Genomic DNA, 16,772 nt, shown 5'->3' on the forward strand with positions numbered 1-16,772 from the left:
AGTCTCTCCATCGGGTGCGCCTCGCGCAAGCGGCGGGGGCGCGTCAGGCGTCCGAGCCGTTGCTGGACGAGCGTCGGCCCCGCTCGTTCACGGGAGTGACGGAGGAAGCTGAGCCCGCCGGCCTGCGGCGGGGGATGCCCTCGTGGACGACCGGCGCGACGCTCGTGCCCGCCTTGGTCGCCGAGCCGCCGTCCGTCGACGCCAGCTGGGGCTGCCCGGTCCCAGGAGACCGCGACGGCGCGCTCTCCTGGGGCAGGCGGATGGTGAACTTCGCGCCCTTGTCGGACGACGCGACCGTGATGGTCCCGGCATGCTCGTCGACGATCTTCTTCACGATCGCGAGCCCGAGGCCGGTGCCGCCGCGCTTGCCGGAGGTGACGAACGACTGGAAGAGGCGGCCCTGGATCTCCTTGGGGATCCCCTTCCCGGTGTCCGCGACGCAGACCGCGAGGTCGCCCTCGTCGCGGTAGGCGCGGATCGTCACCGTGCCACCGCCTGGCCGCATCGCCTCGACCGCGTTGCGGACCAGGTTGTGCAGGAGCCGCGTCATCTTCGCCTCGTCGAAGCGCGCGGTCCCTCGGTCCTCGAGCTCCAGGGAGAGCGAGACGCCGGTCCCGGCGAGCTCGTGCTCCAGCTGCTTCTCGATGTCGCCGAAGAACTTGGTCAAGTAGACCTTGCGCACGAGGATGCTCCGCTCGCCGCGCGCGAACTCCAGCACCTCGCGCTGCATCGCGCTGATCACGTCGAACTGCTTGAGGATCAGCCGCGCGTGGTCCTCCCTCGTCGCCGCGTCGGGAGCGCCGGCCATGAGCTGGACGTAGCCGCTGATCACCGTGAGCGGCGTGCGCATGTCGTGCATCACGCCCGAGAGCAGGCGCCCGATCGTGGTGAGCCGCTCGCTCTGCTCCCGCTCGAGGCGCGACCGGAACAGCCGCAGCGCGGTCGACGCGTTCGCCGACACGAGCCGCAGCAACGCGCGATCGTCCTTCGAGAAGCCGTGGGGGTTCCTGGAGTTGTAGAGGGCCATGGAGCCGATCGGCACCGCGTCCTCGCCCTCGAGCGGCACGGCGATCGCCGTCCTGAGCTCCGCGCCGACGAGCTGGGCGAGCCGCGGCGACACGAGCGTGTCGTCCGGCTCCTCGCCCCCGCCCTCGCGCGAGAAGCAGACGGCCTCGTTGTTCACCATGGCGCGCCCGACCACCCCTTCGCCGCGGCGCATCGCGATGCGCTTCACCGCCGGCATCGGGGGCGCCCCGCCCACGACGCCGTCCGGCTCCTCTCCGAGGGCGGGCGCGCGGGGCGGCGCGCTGCCCCCGTCGGACGCCGCGAGATCGAAGAAGTAGAGGAACAGCCCGCCCTCGATCTCGTCGACGAGCATCCCCCCCGCCCGCGCCTCGCACGCCCTGCCGGCCTCCGTGATGACCGCGCGCGCGAGGTCCTCCATCGTGGTCGCGCGGCCCATCGCGCTCTCGAGGTCGAAGAGCAGCTTGAGGTCGCTCACGCGGTGCTCGAGCTGCTCCTTCGTCTCCACGAGCTGCGTGTTCTTCTGGATCACCGAGAGGAACAGCCGCGAGTTGTCGATCGAGACGGCCGCCTGCGTCGCCAGCGCGCTCAGGAGCTCCTCGTCGTGGACCGAGAACTCCCCTTCCCCGTGCTTGTTCAGGACCTGGATGACCCCGATGGTCCGGCCGACGTGGTTCTTCATCGGCGCCGCGAGGATCGAGCGGGTGCGGTACCCCGTGACCTCGTCCCAGTCGCGCTGGAACCGGCGATCCCGGTAGGCGTCCTTCACGCGGACGGTGCGCCCCATCTTGGCGACATGGCCCGCGATCCCCGCGCCGACGGGCAGCTCGATCGCGCGCGCCTCCTCGCCGATGACGATGCGCGACAAAAGCCGCTGCCGCTGCTCGTCGAGCAGGTAGAGGGTGGCTCGGTCTGCGTCGAGCAGCTCGGTGATCTTGTTCAGGATCAGCGCGAGGAGCTGGTCGAGATCCAGGGTGCTGCCAAGGGCCAGCCCCACATCCCGGAGCGCCCGCACCGTCTTGTCGGCGTGGGCAAGGCGCGCCTCGAGCTCCTGTATGCGAGCCTGCAGCGCCTTCGTGCGTTGTTCCGCCTTCGCGGTCACCAGAAGACGCTAACACGACTTCGCCCGGAGGAGCGCGCGCGCGGTCCCCTGCGCGAACCGTTCGCGCGACAGAGAGCGCTCCCGACGACCGCCAGGAGCGCCCTTAGGACGTGCCGCTACTGGTTCATGCTCTCGAGGAATTCCTGATTGGTCTCGGTGCGGCTCACCTTGTCCAGGAGGAATTCCATCGAGTCGATGACGTTGAGGGGGTGCAGAAGCTGGCGGAGCAGCCACACGCGCTGGAGGATCCACTCCGGCAGCAGCAGCTCTTCCTTGCGGGTCGCGCTCTTGTTGATGTCGAGGCAGGGGAAGATCCGCTTCTCCATCAGCTTGCGATCCAGGTGGATCTCGCTGTTACCCGTGCCCTTGAACTCCTCGAAGATGACCTCGTCCATGCGCGAGCCCGTGTCGACGAGCGCGGTGGCGACGATCGTCAGCGAGCCGCCCTCCTCGACGTTGCGCGCGGCGCCGAAGAACCGCTTCGGCTTGTGCAGCGCGTTCGAGTCGACGCCGCCGGAGAGGATCTTGCCGCTCGGCGGGACGACCGTGTTGTACGCGCGCGCCAGGCGGGTGATCGAGTCGAGCAAGATCACGACGTCGTGCTTGTGCTCGACGAGGCGCTTCGCCTTCTCGATCACCATCTCGGCCACCTGCACGTGCCGCGTCGGGGGCTCGTCGAAGGTCGAGCTGATCACCTCGCCCTTCACGGTGCGCTGCATGTCGGTCACCTCCTCCGGGCGCTCGTCGATGAGCAGCACGATCAGCGTCGTGTCCGGGTGGTTCGCGGAGATCGCGTTGGCGATCTGCTGGAGCAGCACCGTCTTGCCCGCGCGGGGCGGCGAGACGATGAGGCAGCGCTGCCCCTTCCCGATGGGGCAGAGCATGTCGATGATGCGGGTCGAGAAGCTCTTCGTCCCGTTCTCGATGTTGAACTTCTGCTGCGGGTAGAGGGGCGTGAGGTTGTCGAACAGGATCTTGTCGCGGGCGACCTCGGGGGGCTCGCCGTTGATCTTGTCGACCTTGAGCAGCGCGAAGTACGCCTCGCGCTCCTTGGGCGGCCGGATGGAGCCGCTCACGCTGTCGCCGGTGCGGAGGTTGAAGCGCCGGATCTGGGACGGCGAGACGTAGATGTCGTCCGGACCCGGCAGGTAGTTGTAGTCCGGCGCCCGGAGGAAGCCGAAGCCGTCGGGCAGGCATTCGAGCACGCCCTCGCCGTAGACCGGCTGGTCCTGAGCCGCGTGGGCCTGCAGGAGAGCGAAGATGACCTCCTGCTTGCGCAGCCCGGCAGCGCCCTCGATGTTGAGCCCCTTCGCCATCTGGACGAGCTCGGCCATCGGTTTCTGCTTCAGTTCCCTGAGGTGCATGAGTCGGAAAGCTCCAGGATGCGACGGCGCATGCCCTGTCAAGGGCGTGGAGGCCGTCGGTCGTTGGTTTTTTGGTTGGGGGGGTCTAGCGGGTCGGACCCGAGGCGGGGCCGAGCATGTCGTCGATGTCGGCGGGTCGCCAGAGGGAAGAGGGCTCGCCTCGCAACCGGCGCCCCTCACGTTCATGTCGCTCGATCGGCGGGCTGTGCTTGCCGATCGGGCGGCGACTCTATCAAGCGCGTCTGCTCTGTCAATGCGCGGCGGGAGGCACGGACGATGCGCGCGCGTCGTGGGGCGCGGCACGGACACAGGTCGTCCGCGCCATCCTTGCGCAGGACGGCGCGGGCGAACTGCGCGTGGCCCCCAGGTGCTGCCTGAAGTTGCCTCCCCCGGAACGCGCGGCTAAGTCAAGCTGGTTCCATGGGGCTCAAACAGGTTCAGCTGTTCGTCCGCGGTCGCGTCCAGGGCGTCTTCTTTCGTGCCTCCACGCAGCGCGAGGCCAAGCGGCTCGGCCTCACCGGCTGGGTGAAAAACCGCTCCGACGGCAGCGTCGAGGTCCTCGCCGAGGGGGAGGAGGACGAGCTGAAGGAGCTCATCGCCTGGGCGAACCGCGGCCCGAGCGCCGCGCGCGTCGAGCGCGTCGACGTCCGGTGGCGGGGCTTCTCCGGCGATTTCTTCGACTTTCGCATCACGGATTGAGGCGCTTGGCACGCAGCTCGTCGGATCCGAGGGGTGCAGGCGCGCGATCGACGCGGCGACGCACGCCGGCGTGCGCGCGGCTCGTCCTGCTTGGCCTGCTCGCAGCGGCGCCGCTCGCGACGCCTCCGGCGCGCGCCGCCGGCGAGCGCGACGCGGGCGCTTCCGCGCCGGCCTCCTCCGCGCTCCCTGAGCTCCCGCGCCTCGCCCCGATCGCCCGCCCGGAGCCCGACATCACCGCGGTCCGCGAGCTCGACCGGATACTCGACCAGATCACGTCGGAGGACGCGCGCTCGCGGGAGAACGCCCGCGCGGCCGTCGATGAGCCGATCCCCGGCATCGTCGATGCGGTGCGGCTGCGCGTTCAGGACATCCGCGGCTCGCTCGATCGGGACGCGGCGCCTCGCGTGCTCGCGGACGCGCGCAGAGAAGGCCGCAAGGCGATGAAGGGCGAGAAGGGGGAGGACGCGCGCGACGGCAACAAGAAGAAGGCTGCAGACGCGAAGGCCGACAAAGGCGCGAAGAAGGGCGCTGGTGACGCGAAGAAGGGCGCCAGTGACGCGAAGAAGGGCGCTGGCGACGCGAAGAAGGGCGCTGGCGACGCGAAGAAGGACGCGAAGGCCGACCAGGGCGCAAAGAAGGACGCCGGCGACGCGAAGGACACAAAGAAGGACACCAAGGCCGACCAGAGCACCAAGAAGGGCGCTGACGACGAGAAGGACGAGGGTGACTGGCTGGATTTCATGCTGGCCGCGGCGCGGCCGCGAGACAGCGCGTGGCGCGATGTCGTCAAGCTGCTCGCGATGGAGCGGATGCTCGTCGCTGCGGGCACAACGCCTGCGGTCCGCGAGCTCATCGCGCTGCACGCCTATTTCGGCGAGCTGCTCCGCATCGATCTCCAGCGGCAGGTGGCCAAGCTGCGCGACAAGGCGGTCCCCGCGCTGATCGAGGCACGCCAGCACGACGCCAAGATCGTCCAGCGGTGGGCCAACAAGCAGCTCGACCTGCTCGGCCGGGCGATCCCCGGCGAGGCGATCGCGTCGAATGACACGCAGATCCTGGCCGACGTCCTCCGCGCCTACGGTCGCGTCCGGGACGTGGACGCCATGCGCGTGGTCCTGAGCTTCTGCAACAGCGACCGCGCGCGGCTGCGCGACGCCGCACGGGAGGCGATCTCCGCGATCGGCGAGCCCGGCATCTGGCAGCTCCGCGACGCTTACCTGGATCTCACCGGCGCGAAGCCGCCGCGCGAGTGGTCGTGGGACCGTGTCGCGCGCGAGCTCTTCGGGACGTACGATCGCGCGCGCCTCGCGGAGGTGTACAAGCTGATGGACGAGGGCGTCGCCGCGGCGAGCGCGGGCAAGCCCGCCGAGGCGACCGACGCGTTCGACAAGGTCCTCGCCCGCGCGCCGCTCTTCGAGCGCCGCAAGGAGATGGTGGACGCCTACGTGGAGCGGGCGCGATCGCTGCCCGCCGACCGGCGCGACGACGCCCTCGCCATGCTGCGCAAGGCGCTGCGCCTCGACGCGCCAGGCGAGCGCGCGAAGAAGATCGAAGCGGAGATCGCCTACCTCGAGGGCGCGCTCCTCATCGAGCGCGGCACGCCGGACAAATTCGTGCTGGAGCGTGCGCTCGAGCTCGACCCCTCCAACGCCAGCGCGAGGGCGGCGCTCACCTCCCTCGGGGACAAGGTCGCCGAGCGGAAGAGCCAGACGAACCGCCACATCGCCGCGGGAGCGGTAGGTCTCGCCGCGGTGCTCTCGATGTTCTTCATCGCCCGGCGTCGGAGCGCTCCATCGCCCGCTCGAGAGCAAGCCGGCACGGCTCCTCTGCCCCCGCCGGCGTCTCCTGCCTCGGCGCCGCCGTCTCCGGAGCCCACCGCATCGCCTGCCTCGGCGCCGCCCTCTCCGGAGCCCACCGCATCGCCTGCCTCGGCGCCGCCCTCTCCGGAGCCGACCGCATCGCCTGCCTCGGCGCCGCCCTCTCCGGAGCCGACCGCATCGCCTGCCTCGGCGCCGCCCTCTCCGGAGCCGACCGTATCGCCTGCCTCGGCGCCGCCCTCTCCGGAGCCGACCGTATCGCCTGCCTCGGCACCGCCCCGGATGCAGGACAGCGCCGCTCCTCCGCAGCCCCAGACGTCTCCCGAGCCGTCCCCGACCGCCTCCTCGAAGGCGGACCCTGACCTGCCGGCACAGCCTATCGAGGAGACGGAACCGCGCAGCGATGACGCCTCTGAAGCCGGCGCGCGCGACCGCTGAGCCGTCGCGCGCACCAGCCCCACGCAGCGGTCGGCCCCAGATCGTTGGCCAGGCTCACAACGCAGAAACGCCGGGCGAGCTGAGCGCTCTCCCGGCGTCCTGTCTACCACTGCGCCGGCGCCACGCGGCGCCGGCCTGGTTCCGGCTCAGCCGGCGGTCGTCGCCGGGGTGGCCGGCTCCGCCGCGGCGACCGGCTCGGCGGCCTGCGCAGGCGCGTCCGCGACCGGCGGCGCGTCGATGAACTCGATCAGGCTCATCTGCGCGCTGTCACCGCGGCGCGGACCGAGCTTGATGATCCGCGTGTAGCCGCCCGGTCGCCCCTCGAAGCGCTTCGAGAGATCGATCATCACCTTCGCGATGATGTCGACCTTCTTGCCATCGGTCGCGACCCCCCAGCGAGGGATGTAGCTGCCCACGAGCCGCTCGGCGTGGAGCCGGCGCGCCCTGTCGCCGGGGCTGAGCTCCCCGTGCGCGGTGTACGCGACCTTGCCGAGCCGCGTCGCCTTGGTGATGAGCCGCTCGGCCACGCGCCGCAGCTCCTTCGCCTTGGCGTCGGTCGTCTCGATCCGCTCGTGGGTGATCAGGTTCGCCGTCAGGTTGCGAAGCATCGCCCTGCGGCTGGAGGTATCCCGACCAAACTGCCTGCCCGCTTTCTTGTGACGCATGACGTTCCCTCAGTACCGACTCACGCCTGCGCCTGCTGCGCCTTCCAGCGCTCGAGGAGCTGCGGCCAGTTGTCGATCTTCATCCCGAGCGAGAGCCCCATGTTCGCGAGGATCTCTTTGATTTCCTTCAGCGACTTGCGACCGAAGTTCTTGGTCTTGAGCATGTCCTGCTCGGTCCGCTGCACGAGCTCACCGATGAGCGTGATGTTCGCGTTCTGCAAGCAGTTCGCGGAGCGGACGCTCAGCTCGAGCTCCTCGACGGAGCGGAACAGGTTCTCGTTGAGCGGCTCGTCGTCGCTCATCACCGCCTGGTAGCTCGTCTCTTCGCTCTCCTCGAAGTTGACCCAGATGGAGAGCTGCTCCTTGAGGATCTTCGCGGCGAAGGCGACCGCATCCGCGGGCGAGACGGACCCATTGGTCCAGACCTCGAGCGTGAGCTTGTCGTAATCGGTCACCTGCCCGACGCGGGCGTTCTGCACGGTGTAGTTCACCTTGCGGATCGGCGAGAACAGCGCGTCGATCGGGATCGTCCCGATCGGCATGGTCGGCGTCTTGTTGCGCTCGGCGGGCACGTAGCCGCGGCCCACGTTGACCGTGAGCTCCATCGAGAGCGGGCCCTTCTTGTCGAGCACGGCGATGAGGTGGTCGGGGTTGAGCACCGACAGGCCCTCGACCAGCTGGATATCGCGCGCGTATACGGGCCCGGGCCCCTCGCGATCGATCCGCACCGAGTACGTCTTCGGGGTGGCCGCCTTGAAGACGACCTCCTTCACGTTGAGGATGATGTCGCTGACGTCCTCGACGACGTCCGGCACGGTGGTGAACTCGTGCAGCGCGCCCTCGATGCGGATGGCCGTCGCGGCCGCCCCCTGGAGGGAGGAGAGCAGCACGCGTCGCAGCGAGTTGCCGATCGTGATCCCGAAGCCGCGCTCCAGGGGCTCACACGTGAACTTGGCGTAGAACTGAGTCCCGCTCTCTGCGTCGATCGAGATGCCCTTGGGCCGGATCAGATCGCGCCAGTTACGGGCGATCATCGTGAGGTTCGGGTTGTTCATCGTCATGGCGATCTCCTTCCTTCATGAGGTTTGCGCGGAGGTCTCACGCCGCGGCCGCACTCGACCGATCGGCGCCGCCTCCTGCCCGCATCCTAGGCTCCATGCTCCCGCGCGCTAACGCGGGACGGCGACGCTGAGGGGAGCCCGCAGCGAGCGAGCGCACCCTGCAAGGTGCGCTCGCGACGCTGCCCCCCTCCGCGCCGCCCTCGCGCGATCAGCGCGAGTAGTACTCGACGACGAGCTGCTCGCGGATCTCCGGCTCGTTGAGATCCTCGCGGATCGGCGCGCCCTTGATCGAGCCGGTGAACGCGCCGCGATCCACGTCGATCCAGCTCGCGACCGGCCGCTTGTCCGCGCCGCCGACGGAGGCGAGGACGCTCTTGAACTTGCGCGCCCCCTCGGTGAGCTCGACCCGATCACCCGCCCGCACGACGTAGCTCGGGATGTCCAGCCGCTTGCCGTTCACGTGCACGTGCCCGTGCCGGACGAGCTGACGCGCCTCGGCGCGGGACGAGCCGAAGCCCATCCGGTGCACCACGTTGTCGAGCCGCCGCTCCAGCAGCCCGAGCATCTCCTCGCCCGTCCGGCCCTTGCGCCGGTTGGCCTCCTGGAAATACCCGCTGAACTGCCGCTCGAGCACGCCGTAGATGCGACGCACCTTTTGCTTCTCGCGCAGGCGCACCGCGTACTCGCTCAGCTTGATGCGCCCCTGGCCGTGCTGGCCCGGCGGATACGGGCGCCGCGTGTACGCGCACTTCTCGGAGTAGCACCGCTCGCCCTTGAGGTAGAGCTTCATCCCCTCGCGGCGGCAGAGCTTGCAGACCGGACCAATGTAGCGAGCCATCGTGAATTACCTCAAACCCTGCGCCGCTTGGGCGGCCGGCAACCGTTGTGGGGGATCGGCGTGACGTCGCGGATCAGCGTCACCTTGAAGCCAGCGGTCTGGAGCGCACGGAGCGCGCTCTCGCGCCCGGCCCCCGGCCCCTTCACGAACACGGCGACCGAACGCATCCCGTGCTCCTGCGCCCGGCGCGCCGCCTCTTCCGCCGCCAGCTGCGCGGCGAACGGCGTCGACTTGCGCGATCCCTTGAAGCCGCGAGCGCCAGCGGACGACCACGCGATCGCGTTGCCGTTGATGTCCGTGATCGTCACGACCGTGTTGTTGAAGGTCGATTGAATGTGCGCGATGCCCGCGGAGACATTCTTCTTGACCTTCTTCTTCTGCTTGGCCTTCGTAGTGGTGGCAGCCGTCTTCGCTTGCGCCATGGCGTCCTAATCCCCGCTCGTCACTTGGTCGCGGCAGGACGCCGCTGCAACATGCCCTTGCGCGGTCCCTTGCGGGTGCGCGCGTTCGTATGCGTCCTCTGCCCGTTCGCCGGGAGCCCACGACGGTGGCGGAGCCCCCGGTAGCAGCCGAGGTCCATGAGCCGCTTGATGTTGAGCTGCACCTCGCGCCGCAGGTCGCCCTCGACCTTGTACTCGGCGTCCAGGAGGTCGCGGATCGCCTTCACCTCAGCATCGCTGAGCTCCTCGATCCGCTTGTTCTGCGGAATGTTGGTCTTCTCGCAGATTTGCAAGGCGAGAGTCCGCCCGATGCCGAACAGGTACGGCAGGGCGTAGGCGACATGCTTCCGACGCGGGAGATCGACACCAGCGATACGAGCCATGGTTACTCCAAACCGAAACGAGGGCGGGCTTCCGCCGAAAGAGCTAGTTCCCCTGGCGCTGCTTGTGGCGGGGGTTCTCGCAGATGATCCGAACGACACCACGCCGCCGGACCACCTTGCACTTGTCGCAGATCTTCTTGACGCTCGGGCGCACCTTCACGGGGAGCCTCCAGATTCCTCAAAAAATACGTTACTTGTGCCGGTACGTGATCCGGCCTCGGCTCGGGTCATACGGCGAGACCTCGACGGTCACGCGGTCGCCCGGCAGGATCTTGATGTAGTACTGCCGCATCCGGCCGCTGATGGTCGCGAGGACGCCGAGGCCGTTGTCCGCCTTCACGCGAAACATGGCGTTCGGCAGGGCCTCTTGAACCACGCCGTCGAACTCGAGCTTGTCGCCCTTCGGTTCTTTCGGCGGTCTGGTCTGATTCTTACGCCTCATTCTCCACCCGAGCCCGGCCGGCCAATGGCCGACAGTACCCTGTGCGTCACATCTTCAGGCTTCCCGACCCCATCGACGCGATGCAGCAGCTGCTTCTGCTCGTAGAACGGCAGAAGGGCCGCCGTCATCGCCTCGTAGGCGTCGAGACGCTTTGCAACAGCCTCGGGCCGATCATCGGCCCGATGCTCTAGCTCCGCACCGGGGGGCGGCGGATTATAGACGAGATGATATATCTGTCCACTGCGTTTGTCAGTCCGGCGATGGATCAACCGTTCCTCGAGCAGGGGACGCGCCACGTCCAGCTGGATCACCGCATCAATCCGGGTACCGCCCTGGCTGGCGAGCAGCTCGTCGAGGGCGTCCGCCTGGGGCACCGTCCTGGGAAATCCGTCCAGGAGGAAGCCATTGCTGCAGTCGGGCTCAACGGTCCTGCGAGCGATGAGGCCGATGACGGCCTCATCCGGCAGGAGTCCGCCAGAGTCCATGATGTCCAGATAGCGCTTCTCCAGCGTCCCCGACCGCTTCGCCTCGCGCAGCATGTCGCCCGTCGAGATTTGCGGGATGCCGAAGCGTGCGCACAGCAGCTTCGCCTGCGTACCCTTCCCAGCTCCAGGAGGCCCCACCAGAACCAAGATCATTTGCCCTCCATCACGCTTCCGGGAGCCTGCGGCCCCGGATGCGGGTGGCACCGGGGCCCGTCAGCCCCTCGTAGCTCCGCGTGATCAGGTGCGCCTCCAGCTGGTTCACGGTGTCGAGCGCGACGCCGACGACGATCATGAGCGACGTGCCTCCGAAGCCGAAGGGGACGCGCAGCAGGTTGCCGACGATCGAGGGCACCACGCACACCGCGGCGACATAGAGCGCGCCGCCCACGGTGATCCGCTGGATCACGCGGTGGATGTAGTCCGCCGTCTGCTTGCCTGGCCTGATCCCGGGGATATTTGCCTGTTGCTTCTTCAGGTTCTCCGCGACGTCCACCGGCTGGAACGTGACGTTCGTGTAGAAGAAGCAGAAGAAGACGATGAGCAGCGCATAGCCGGTGTTGAAGACCCAGTCCCCCCGGTTGATGATCGCCTGGAGGTGGTCGGCCCCGGGGACGTTCATGTTCGCCAGCGTCTGCGGGAACATCAGCAGCGACGACGCGAAGATGGGGGGGATGGTCCCGGACGTGTTCACCTTCAGCGGCAGGTGCGCCGTCTGCCCGCCGTACACGCGACGACCGACCTGGCGCCGCGAGTACACGATCGGGATCTGACGCCTGCCGTTCTCGAAGAAGGCGATGATGGCGATGACGAACACGATGAACGCGGCGACCGCGGCCATCGTCAGGGGCTGGAGATCGCCGGCGTTCTGGGCGAAGTAGTTGCCGATCTCCGCCGGGATGCGCGTGACGATGCTCGCGAAGATCAGGAGCGAGACGCCGTTCGAGACGCCGCGCTCCGTGATCTGCTCGCCGATCCACATCAGGAACGCGGTCCCGGTCGTCAGCGTGATGACCGTCATCAGCTGAAAGCCGATGCCGGGGTGGTTCACGATGCCAGCCCCGGTCTCGCTGCTCGACAGGCCCTCGAGCATCTTCGCGATCGAGAAGGCCTGGAACAGCGAGAGCGCGACCGTGCCGTACCGCGTGTACTGATCGATCCGCCGCCGGCCCTGCTCGCCCTCTTTCCGCAGCTCGTCGATGGGCTTGTAGACCATGCCCATGAGCTGCATGATGATCGAGGCCGAGATGTACGGCATGATCCCGAGCGCGAAGATCGACAGGTTCTCCAGCGCGCCGCCCGAGAACATGTTGAAGAAGCTCAGGAGCCCGCCGGACTGCTTCGCGACGTACTGCCGCATCGCGTTCCGGTCGACGCCGGGCGTCGTCACGAAGACGCCAACCCGGTAGACCGCGAGCATCACCAGGGTGAAGATCACGCGTCGCCGGAGCTCGGGGATCTTGTGGAAGTTGGTGATTCCCGCGAGGCTGGCCATAGGCGATCCTGGACTCCGGCTTGGTGGGTGCGCGTGCGCGCTGACTACGAGGACGAGGAGTCCGTCGAGTTGCCCTGGGGTGCAGGCGCCGCGAGCACGACCGCCTTGCCCCCCGCCTTCTCGATCTTCTCGACCGCTCCCTTGGAGAAGCGGTGCGCCGTCACGGTGAGCTTCTTCGTGAGCTCACCGTCGCCGAGGATCTTCAGCACGTCGAACCGCCCCTGCACGAGGCGGCGCTCGTGGAGCGAGATCAGATCGACCTGGGCGCCGTTGTCGAACGCCTCGAGGTCGCCGACGTTGACGTTGACGACGATGTCCGCGAGCGGGTTGCGGAAGCCACGCTTCGGGAGGCGACGCTGGATCGGCGTCTGCCCGCCCTGGAAGTGCTTCTTGTTGATGTTGCCGCCGGCCCGCGCCTTCTGCCCTTTTTGTCCGCGGCCAGACGTCTTGCCGACGCCCGAGCCCACGCCACGGCCAACGCGGAGCCTCTTGGTTACGGCGCCTTCAGGGGCTTGGAGCTTAGAAAGAATGTCCATGTTTCACACTTCCGTACGCGGCGACTCCGCTGGAATGACGATCTCGCTTCTCAGGCCTTCGAGGAGGTCGCACCGTCGGCGACCTCCTCGACCTCGACGAGGTGGAGGACCTTCTTCACCATGCCACGGAACGAGGGCGTGTTCGCGACGACCACCTCGGACCCCGGCCCACGCAGGCCGAGCCCCTTGATGATCTTGCGGGTGTGCTCGACCTGGCCGATGTTGCTGGCCTTCTGACGTACCCGGAGCTTCACTGCGAGCCTCCTTCACCGCCGCCGCTCGGTGCACCACCGCCGCCGCCCGGCTTCCCGGGGGGCGGTGCCACGCTCGCGCGCCGGCGACCCGCCGTGTTCGTGCTACCGCGGCGCTGGTAGTCGAGCGAGTCGAGCTGCATCGACCGCTTCCCGGCGACGCTCTCCGGGCTCTTGAGACCACGGAGCGCCGCGACGGTCGCGTGCACGACGTTGTGCGGGTTGCTCGTGCCGAGCGACTTCGACAGCACGTCGTGAATCCCCGCCGACTCGACGACGGCGCGCACCGCACCGCCGGCGATGACGCCCGTCCCAGGGCTGGCCGGCTTCAGCAGGACCTTGCCCGCGCCGACGTGGCCGAACGAGTCGTGCGGGATGGTCACGCCGTCCAGCGGGATGCGGAACAGGTTCTTGCGAGCCTGATCGTTCCCCTTGCGGATGGCCTCCGGCACCTCGTTGGCCTTGCCCAGGCCGATGCCCACGTGGCCCGCTTCGTCGCCCACCACGACCAGCGCAGAAAAGCTGAAGCGCCGGCCGCCCTTGACGACCTTGGCGACGCGGTTGATGTGGATGACTCGCTCTTTCAGCTTCTCTTCGTCGACATGATCGAACGCCATAACCGTCCTCTATCACGTTCTCCGCCGCGGCAGTTGACCGCGCCCGCCGCCCTCACCATCAGGGCAGCGGCTGTGGGAGTCAGAAATCGAGACCTGCCTCGCGCGCCGCCTGGGCGAGGGCGCTGACGCGCCCGTGATACAGATAGCCGTTGCGGTCGAAGACGACCTTGTCGATCTGCCTCTCCTTGCAGATCCTCGCGATCAGCGCCCCGACCTTCTTCGCCGCCTCGACCTTGTTGTCCTCGTCGAGGGAGCCCTTGAGGTCCTTCGACAGCGTCGAAGCGTGGGCGAGGGTCTTGCCGCTCACGTCGTCGATGACCTGCGCGTAAATGTGCTTCGAGCTGCGGAAGACGCTGAGGCGCGGGCGCTCCGGCGTCCCCTCGACCTTCTTGCGGATACGGAGCTTCCGGCGCTCCCGACCGACGATTTTCATGCCCATGACCGTCTCGTCCCTCGGTGCAGCGGCGTATACGCCGCCGCTCGCCTTTACTTCTTGCCGCCCTTGCCGGCCTTGCCAGCCTTCTCCCGCACGCGCTCGCCGCGGTAACGGACGCCCTTGCCGCCGTACGGCTCCGGCGGCCTGAAGCCACGGATCGTCGCGGCCGTCTGCCCGATGAGCTCCTTGTCCGCGCCCGTGAGGACGAGGACGGTGCCCTTCGAGTCCGCCGGGATCGTCGCCGTGAGCCCCGTGGGCACCGGGAACGTCACCGGGTGGGAGAAGCCGAGAGCGAAGTTCAGCGTCGTGCCCTTGAGCTCGACGCGATAGCCGGTCCCCTTGAGCTCGAGCGTCCGCTCGTAGCCCTCGGCGACGCCCTTCACCATCGCGGCCACGAGCGCCCGCGTGAGGCCCTGGAGGCGCGACCCGTCGCGCCCCGGCGCCACCGAGCTCACGAGCAGCTTGCCGCCCTCGAGCTTGATGTCGACCTTGTCGGTGATCGCGCGGGAGAGCTGGCCCTTCGGACCCTTGACGTCGACCTTCCGGCCGTTGACGGTCGCGGTGACCCCCTTCGGCAGGTCGATCGGGCGCTTGCCAACGCGCGACGTCTTCGGAGCGAGCCGGCTGTCACCGTTCGCGGGCTGGGCTGCGTTCGCCTGAGCTTCCATCACCACACCTCGCAGATCAGCTCGCCACCCATCTTGAGGCGGCGCGCATCCCTGTCGCTCATGAGCCCGCGGGACGTGCTCAGGATCGAGATCCCGAGCCCGCTGAACACGCGCGGGATCCTGTCGTGACGCACGTACACGCGGCGCCCCGGGCGGGAGACGCGGCGCACGCCGTCGATCGCGCTCTGCCGATCGCGCCCGTACTTGAGCACGATGGTGAGCTTCTTGGGACCTTCGCCCTCGGTCTCGCGCACGTCGGCGATGAAGCCTTCGGACTTGAGGATCTCCGCGACCGCGGCCTTGATGCGGCTCGCGGGGACCTCGGTCCTGTCGTGCCGCGCGAGCGCCGCGTTGCGAATGCGGGTCAGCATGTCGGCGATGGGATCGGTCATCATAGAATCACCAGCTGGCCTTGATCACACCAGGGAGCTCACCACGGAGCGCGAACAACCGAAGGCAGACGCGGCAGAGCTCGAAGTCGCGGTAGTAAGCGCGCGCGCGCCCGCACACCTTGCAACGGTTCTTGTGCCGCGTAGAAAACTTCGGCGGACGGTTCAGCTTCGCAAACTCTTTTGCACGGGCCATCGAAAATCCCTCAATGCCGGAACGGGATGCCAAGCTCGGTCAGGAGCGCGCGTCCTTCTTCGTCCGTCTTCGCCGTCGTCACGAACGAGATGTTGAGCCCCTTCACGACATCGATCTTGTCGTAGTCGATCTCGGGGAAGATGATCTGCTCGCGCAGGCCCATCGTGAAGTTGCCCTTGCCGTCGAACCCCTTCGGGCTCACGCCCTTGAAGTCACGGACACGCGGAAGAGAGAACGCGATCAGGCGATCCACGAACTCCCACATCCGCTCGGCACGCAGGGTCACCATCACCCCGATGGGCAGGTTCTCGCGCAGCTTGAAGGTCGCGATCGACTTCCGGGCCCGGGTGACCACCGGCTTCTGGCCGGAGATCGCCCGCATGTCCTCGACGGCGGAGTCGATGATCTTCGGGTTCTGCACCGCGGCGCCGAGCCCCATGTTGATGACCACCTTCTGCAGGCGGGGCACCATCATCGGGTTCTTGTAGCCGAACTTCTTCGCGAGCGCGGCCGTCACGCTCTTCCGGTAGTGCGTGCGCAGCCGGGGGGCGTAGTTCGGGTCGCGCGGGCGATCCTCGGCCGGCCCGGAAGCCTCGGCCTCGGCACCCTTGGCCTTCGCGCCCTTGGCTTCCTTGCTCTTGGCGGGCGCCTGCGGCTTGGCCTGCTGCGGCTTGGGCTTGTCCTTGTCCTTGCCCTTGCCGGCGTCCTTGGCCGCCTTGTCCTTTTCCTTCTTGTCCGCCATGGCTAGCCCACACCGATCGCGCTGCCGCTCTTGCCGACGCGCGTCTTCTTGCCGTCCTCACCGACGCGGACCTTCACGCGCGTCGGCTTGCCCGTCGCCGGATCGACCGGCATGACCTTCGAGGCGTGAATCGGCGCCTCTTTGGTGATCTTCCCGCCCTCCTGATTGCGCGGCGTGGGCCGCTGGTGGCGGGTCACCGTGTTCAGGCCTTCCACGACCACGCGATCCTCGTCAGCGAGGATCTTGGTGATGCGGCCCTGCTTCCCCTCTTCCTTGCCGCTGATGACCTGCACGAGGTCACCGACCCTGAGGCGCTTCATCAGAGGACCTCCGGAGCGAGGGAGATGATCTTCATGAACTTCTTCGCGCGGAGCTCGCGAGCGACCGGCCCGAAGATACGGGTTCCGATCGGCTCCTTCTCCTTGTTGATCAGGACCGCGCTGTTCCCGTCGAACTTGATGTAGCTGCCGTCCGAGCGCTGGTACTCCCGGGCGGTGCGGACGACGACGGCGCGCGCCGTCTCGCCCTTCTTCACCTTGGTGCCCGGCAACGCCTCCTTGATCGAGACGACGATGACGTCGCCGAGGGCGGCGTACTTGCGGCGCGAGCCGCCGAGCACCTTGATGCACTTCACGATTCGGGCGCCGGAGTTGTCAGCGACCTCGAGATGCGTCGACACCTGGATCAT

At 68.1% G+C, this 16,772-nt stretch carries 22 protein-coding genes and 1 pseudogene; 2 read left to right on the plus strand and 21 right to left on the minus strand.

Annotation, left to right across the window (positions count from 1 at the left end; genetic code table 11):
- Positions 1-43: 43 nt before the first annotated feature.
- Entirely contained in the window at positions 44-2,125 is a 2,082-nt protein-coding gene (locus tag WME79_RS43605; RefSeq protein ID WP_437527743.1) for a GAF domain-containing protein, read from the minus strand.
- Between the two features lie 116 nt (positions 2,126-2,241).
- Positions 2,242-3,489, minus strand: coding sequence for a transcription termination factor Rho (rho, locus tag WME79_RS43610; protein ID WP_012240541.1), 1,248 nt, complete (start codon positions 3,487-3,489; stop codon positions 2,242-2,244).
- A 420-nt stretch (positions 3,490-3,909) separates the two neighbouring features.
- Between rho and yccX the strand changes: the two genes are divergently transcribed.
- On the plus strand, positions 3,910-4,188 hold the full coding sequence (gene yccX / locus WME79_RS43615) for an acylphosphatase (RefSeq protein ID WP_012240542.1): 279 nt from the start codon (positions 3,910-3,912) through the stop codon (positions 4,186-4,188).
- 5 nt (positions 4,189-4,193) lie between these two features.
- Positions 4,194-6,443 carry a hypothetical protein gene (locus tag WME79_RS43620; protein ID WP_437527748.1) on the plus strand — a complete coding sequence of 750 codons (2,250 nt, stop codon included), beginning with the start codon at positions 4,194-4,196 and terminating at the stop codon, positions 6,441-6,443.
- 146 nt (positions 6,444-6,589) lie between these two features.
- Here the strand turns inward: WME79_RS43620 and rplQ are convergent, their stop codons facing one another.
- The 19 genes and pseudogenes from rplQ to rplN all read right to left on the minus strand — a co-directional run bounded on the left by rplQ (position 6,590) and on the right by rplN (position 16,772).
- The gene (rplQ, locus tag WME79_RS43625) at positions 6,590-7,108 is read right to left on the minus strand and encodes a 50S ribosomal protein L17 (protein ID WP_437527751.1); all 519 of its coding nucleotides are present in this window, start codon (positions 7,106-7,108) and stop codon (positions 6,590-6,592) included.
- A 20-nt stretch (positions 7,109-7,128) separates the two neighbouring features.
- On the minus strand, positions 7,129-8,169 hold the full coding sequence (locus tag WME79_RS43630; RefSeq protein ID WP_012240545.1) for a DNA-directed RNA polymerase subunit alpha: 1,041 nt from the start codon (positions 8,167-8,169) through the stop codon (positions 7,129-7,131).
- 208 nt (positions 8,170-8,377) lie between these two features.
- Positions 8,378-9,007 (minus strand): 30S ribosomal protein S4, encoded by a 630-nt coding sequence (gene rpsD / locus WME79_RS43635; RefSeq protein ID WP_437527753.1) that lies wholly within the window; start codon positions 9,005-9,007, stop codon positions 8,378-8,380.
- 11 nt (positions 9,008-9,018) lie between these two features.
- On the minus strand, positions 9,019-9,429 hold the full coding sequence (rpsK, locus tag WME79_RS43640; RefSeq protein WP_012240547.1) for a 30S ribosomal protein S11: 411 nt from the start codon (positions 9,427-9,429) through the stop codon (positions 9,019-9,021).
- A gap of 20 nt (positions 9,430-9,449) precedes the next feature.
- The gene (gene rpsM / locus WME79_RS43645; RefSeq protein ID WP_437527757.1) at positions 9,450-9,830 is read right to left on the minus strand and encodes a 30S ribosomal protein S13; all 381 of its coding nucleotides are present in this window, start codon (positions 9,828-9,830) and stop codon (positions 9,450-9,452) included.
- A gap of 43 nt (positions 9,831-9,873) precedes the next feature.
- Entirely contained in the window at positions 9,874-9,990 is a 117-nt protein-coding gene (gene rpmJ, locus WME79_RS43650) for a 50S ribosomal protein L36 (protein WP_012240549.1), read from the minus strand.
- Between the two features lie 30 nt (positions 9,991-10,020).
- A complete protein-coding gene (infA, locus tag WME79_RS43655; RefSeq protein ID WP_012240550.1) occupies positions 10,021-10,272 on the minus strand; it encodes a translation initiation factor IF-1 in 252 nt (83 codons plus the stop codon).
- On the minus strand, positions 10,269-10,910 hold the full coding sequence (locus WME79_RS43660; protein WP_437527760.1) for an adenylate kinase: 642 nt from the start codon (positions 10,908-10,910) through the stop codon (positions 10,269-10,271). Before WME79_RS43660 ends, infA begins: the two co-directional genes overlap by 4 nt.
- Before the next feature lie 10 nt (positions 10,911-10,920).
- Positions 10,921-12,249 (minus strand): preprotein translocase subunit SecY, encoded by a 1,329-nt coding sequence (secY, locus tag WME79_RS43665; protein WP_437527762.1) that lies wholly within the window; start codon positions 12,247-12,249, stop codon positions 10,921-10,923.
- A gap of 44 nt (positions 12,250-12,293) precedes the next feature.
- The gene (gene rplO, locus WME79_RS43670) at positions 12,294-12,785 is read right to left on the minus strand and encodes a 50S ribosomal protein L15 (protein WP_437527765.1); all 492 of its coding nucleotides are present in this window, start codon (positions 12,783-12,785) and stop codon (positions 12,294-12,296) included.
- Between the two features lie 50 nt (positions 12,786-12,835).
- A complete protein-coding gene (rpmD, locus tag WME79_RS43675; RefSeq protein ID WP_012240554.1) occupies positions 12,836-13,039 on the minus strand; it encodes a 50S ribosomal protein L30 in 204 nt (67 codons plus the stop codon).
- 134 nt (positions 13,040-13,173) lie between these two features.
- Positions 13,174-13,653, minus strand: a pseudogene (rpsE, locus tag WME79_RS43680) (30S ribosomal protein S5); the annotation flags it as partial.
- A gap of 79 nt (positions 13,654-13,732) precedes the next feature.
- Positions 13,733-14,092: a 50S ribosomal protein L18 gene (rplR, locus tag WME79_RS43685; protein WP_012240556.1), complete on the minus strand. Its 360-nt coding sequence runs from the start codon at positions 14,090-14,092 to the stop codon at positions 13,733-13,735.
- A gap of 47 nt (positions 14,093-14,139) precedes the next feature.
- Positions 14,140-14,757: a 50S ribosomal protein L6 gene (gene rplF, locus WME79_RS43690; protein WP_437527769.1), complete on the minus strand. Its 618-nt coding sequence runs from the start codon at positions 14,755-14,757 to the stop codon at positions 14,140-14,142.
- Complete coding sequence (rpsH, locus tag WME79_RS43695) at positions 14,757-15,152, minus strand: 30S ribosomal protein S8 (protein ID WP_012240558.1); 396 nt, start codon at positions 15,150-15,152, stop codon at positions 14,757-14,759. Before rpsH ends, rplF begins: the two co-directional genes overlap by 1 nt.
- A gap of 4 nt (positions 15,153-15,156) precedes the next feature.
- Positions 15,157-15,342: a type Z 30S ribosomal protein S14 gene (locus WME79_RS43700; protein ID WP_012240559.1), complete on the minus strand. Its 186-nt coding sequence runs from the start codon at positions 15,340-15,342 to the stop codon at positions 15,157-15,159.
- A 10-nt stretch (positions 15,343-15,352) separates the two neighbouring features.
- Positions 15,353-16,084 carry a 50S ribosomal protein L5 gene (gene rplE / locus WME79_RS43705; RefSeq protein ID WP_437527774.1) on the minus strand — a complete coding sequence of 244 codons (732 nt, stop codon included), beginning with the start codon at positions 16,082-16,084 and terminating at the stop codon, positions 15,353-15,355.
- Positions 16,085-16,086: 2 nt separating this feature from the next.
- Positions 16,087-16,404 carry a 50S ribosomal protein L24 gene (rplX, locus tag WME79_RS43710; protein WP_012240561.1) on the minus strand — a complete coding sequence of 106 codons (318 nt, stop codon included), beginning with the start codon at positions 16,402-16,404 and terminating at the stop codon, positions 16,087-16,089.
- The gene (gene rplN, locus WME79_RS43715) at positions 16,404-16,772 is read right to left on the minus strand and encodes a 50S ribosomal protein L14 (RefSeq protein ID WP_012240562.1); all 369 of its coding nucleotides are present in this window, start codon (positions 16,770-16,772) and stop codon (positions 16,404-16,406) included. The genes rplX and rplN overlap by 1 nt, the downstream gene beginning before the upstream one ends.

The sequence above is a fragment of the Sorangium sp. So ce726 genome (genome assembly GCF_051521405.1).
GTDB lineage: Bacteria > Myxococcota_A > Polyangia > Polyangiales > Polyangiaceae > Sorangium.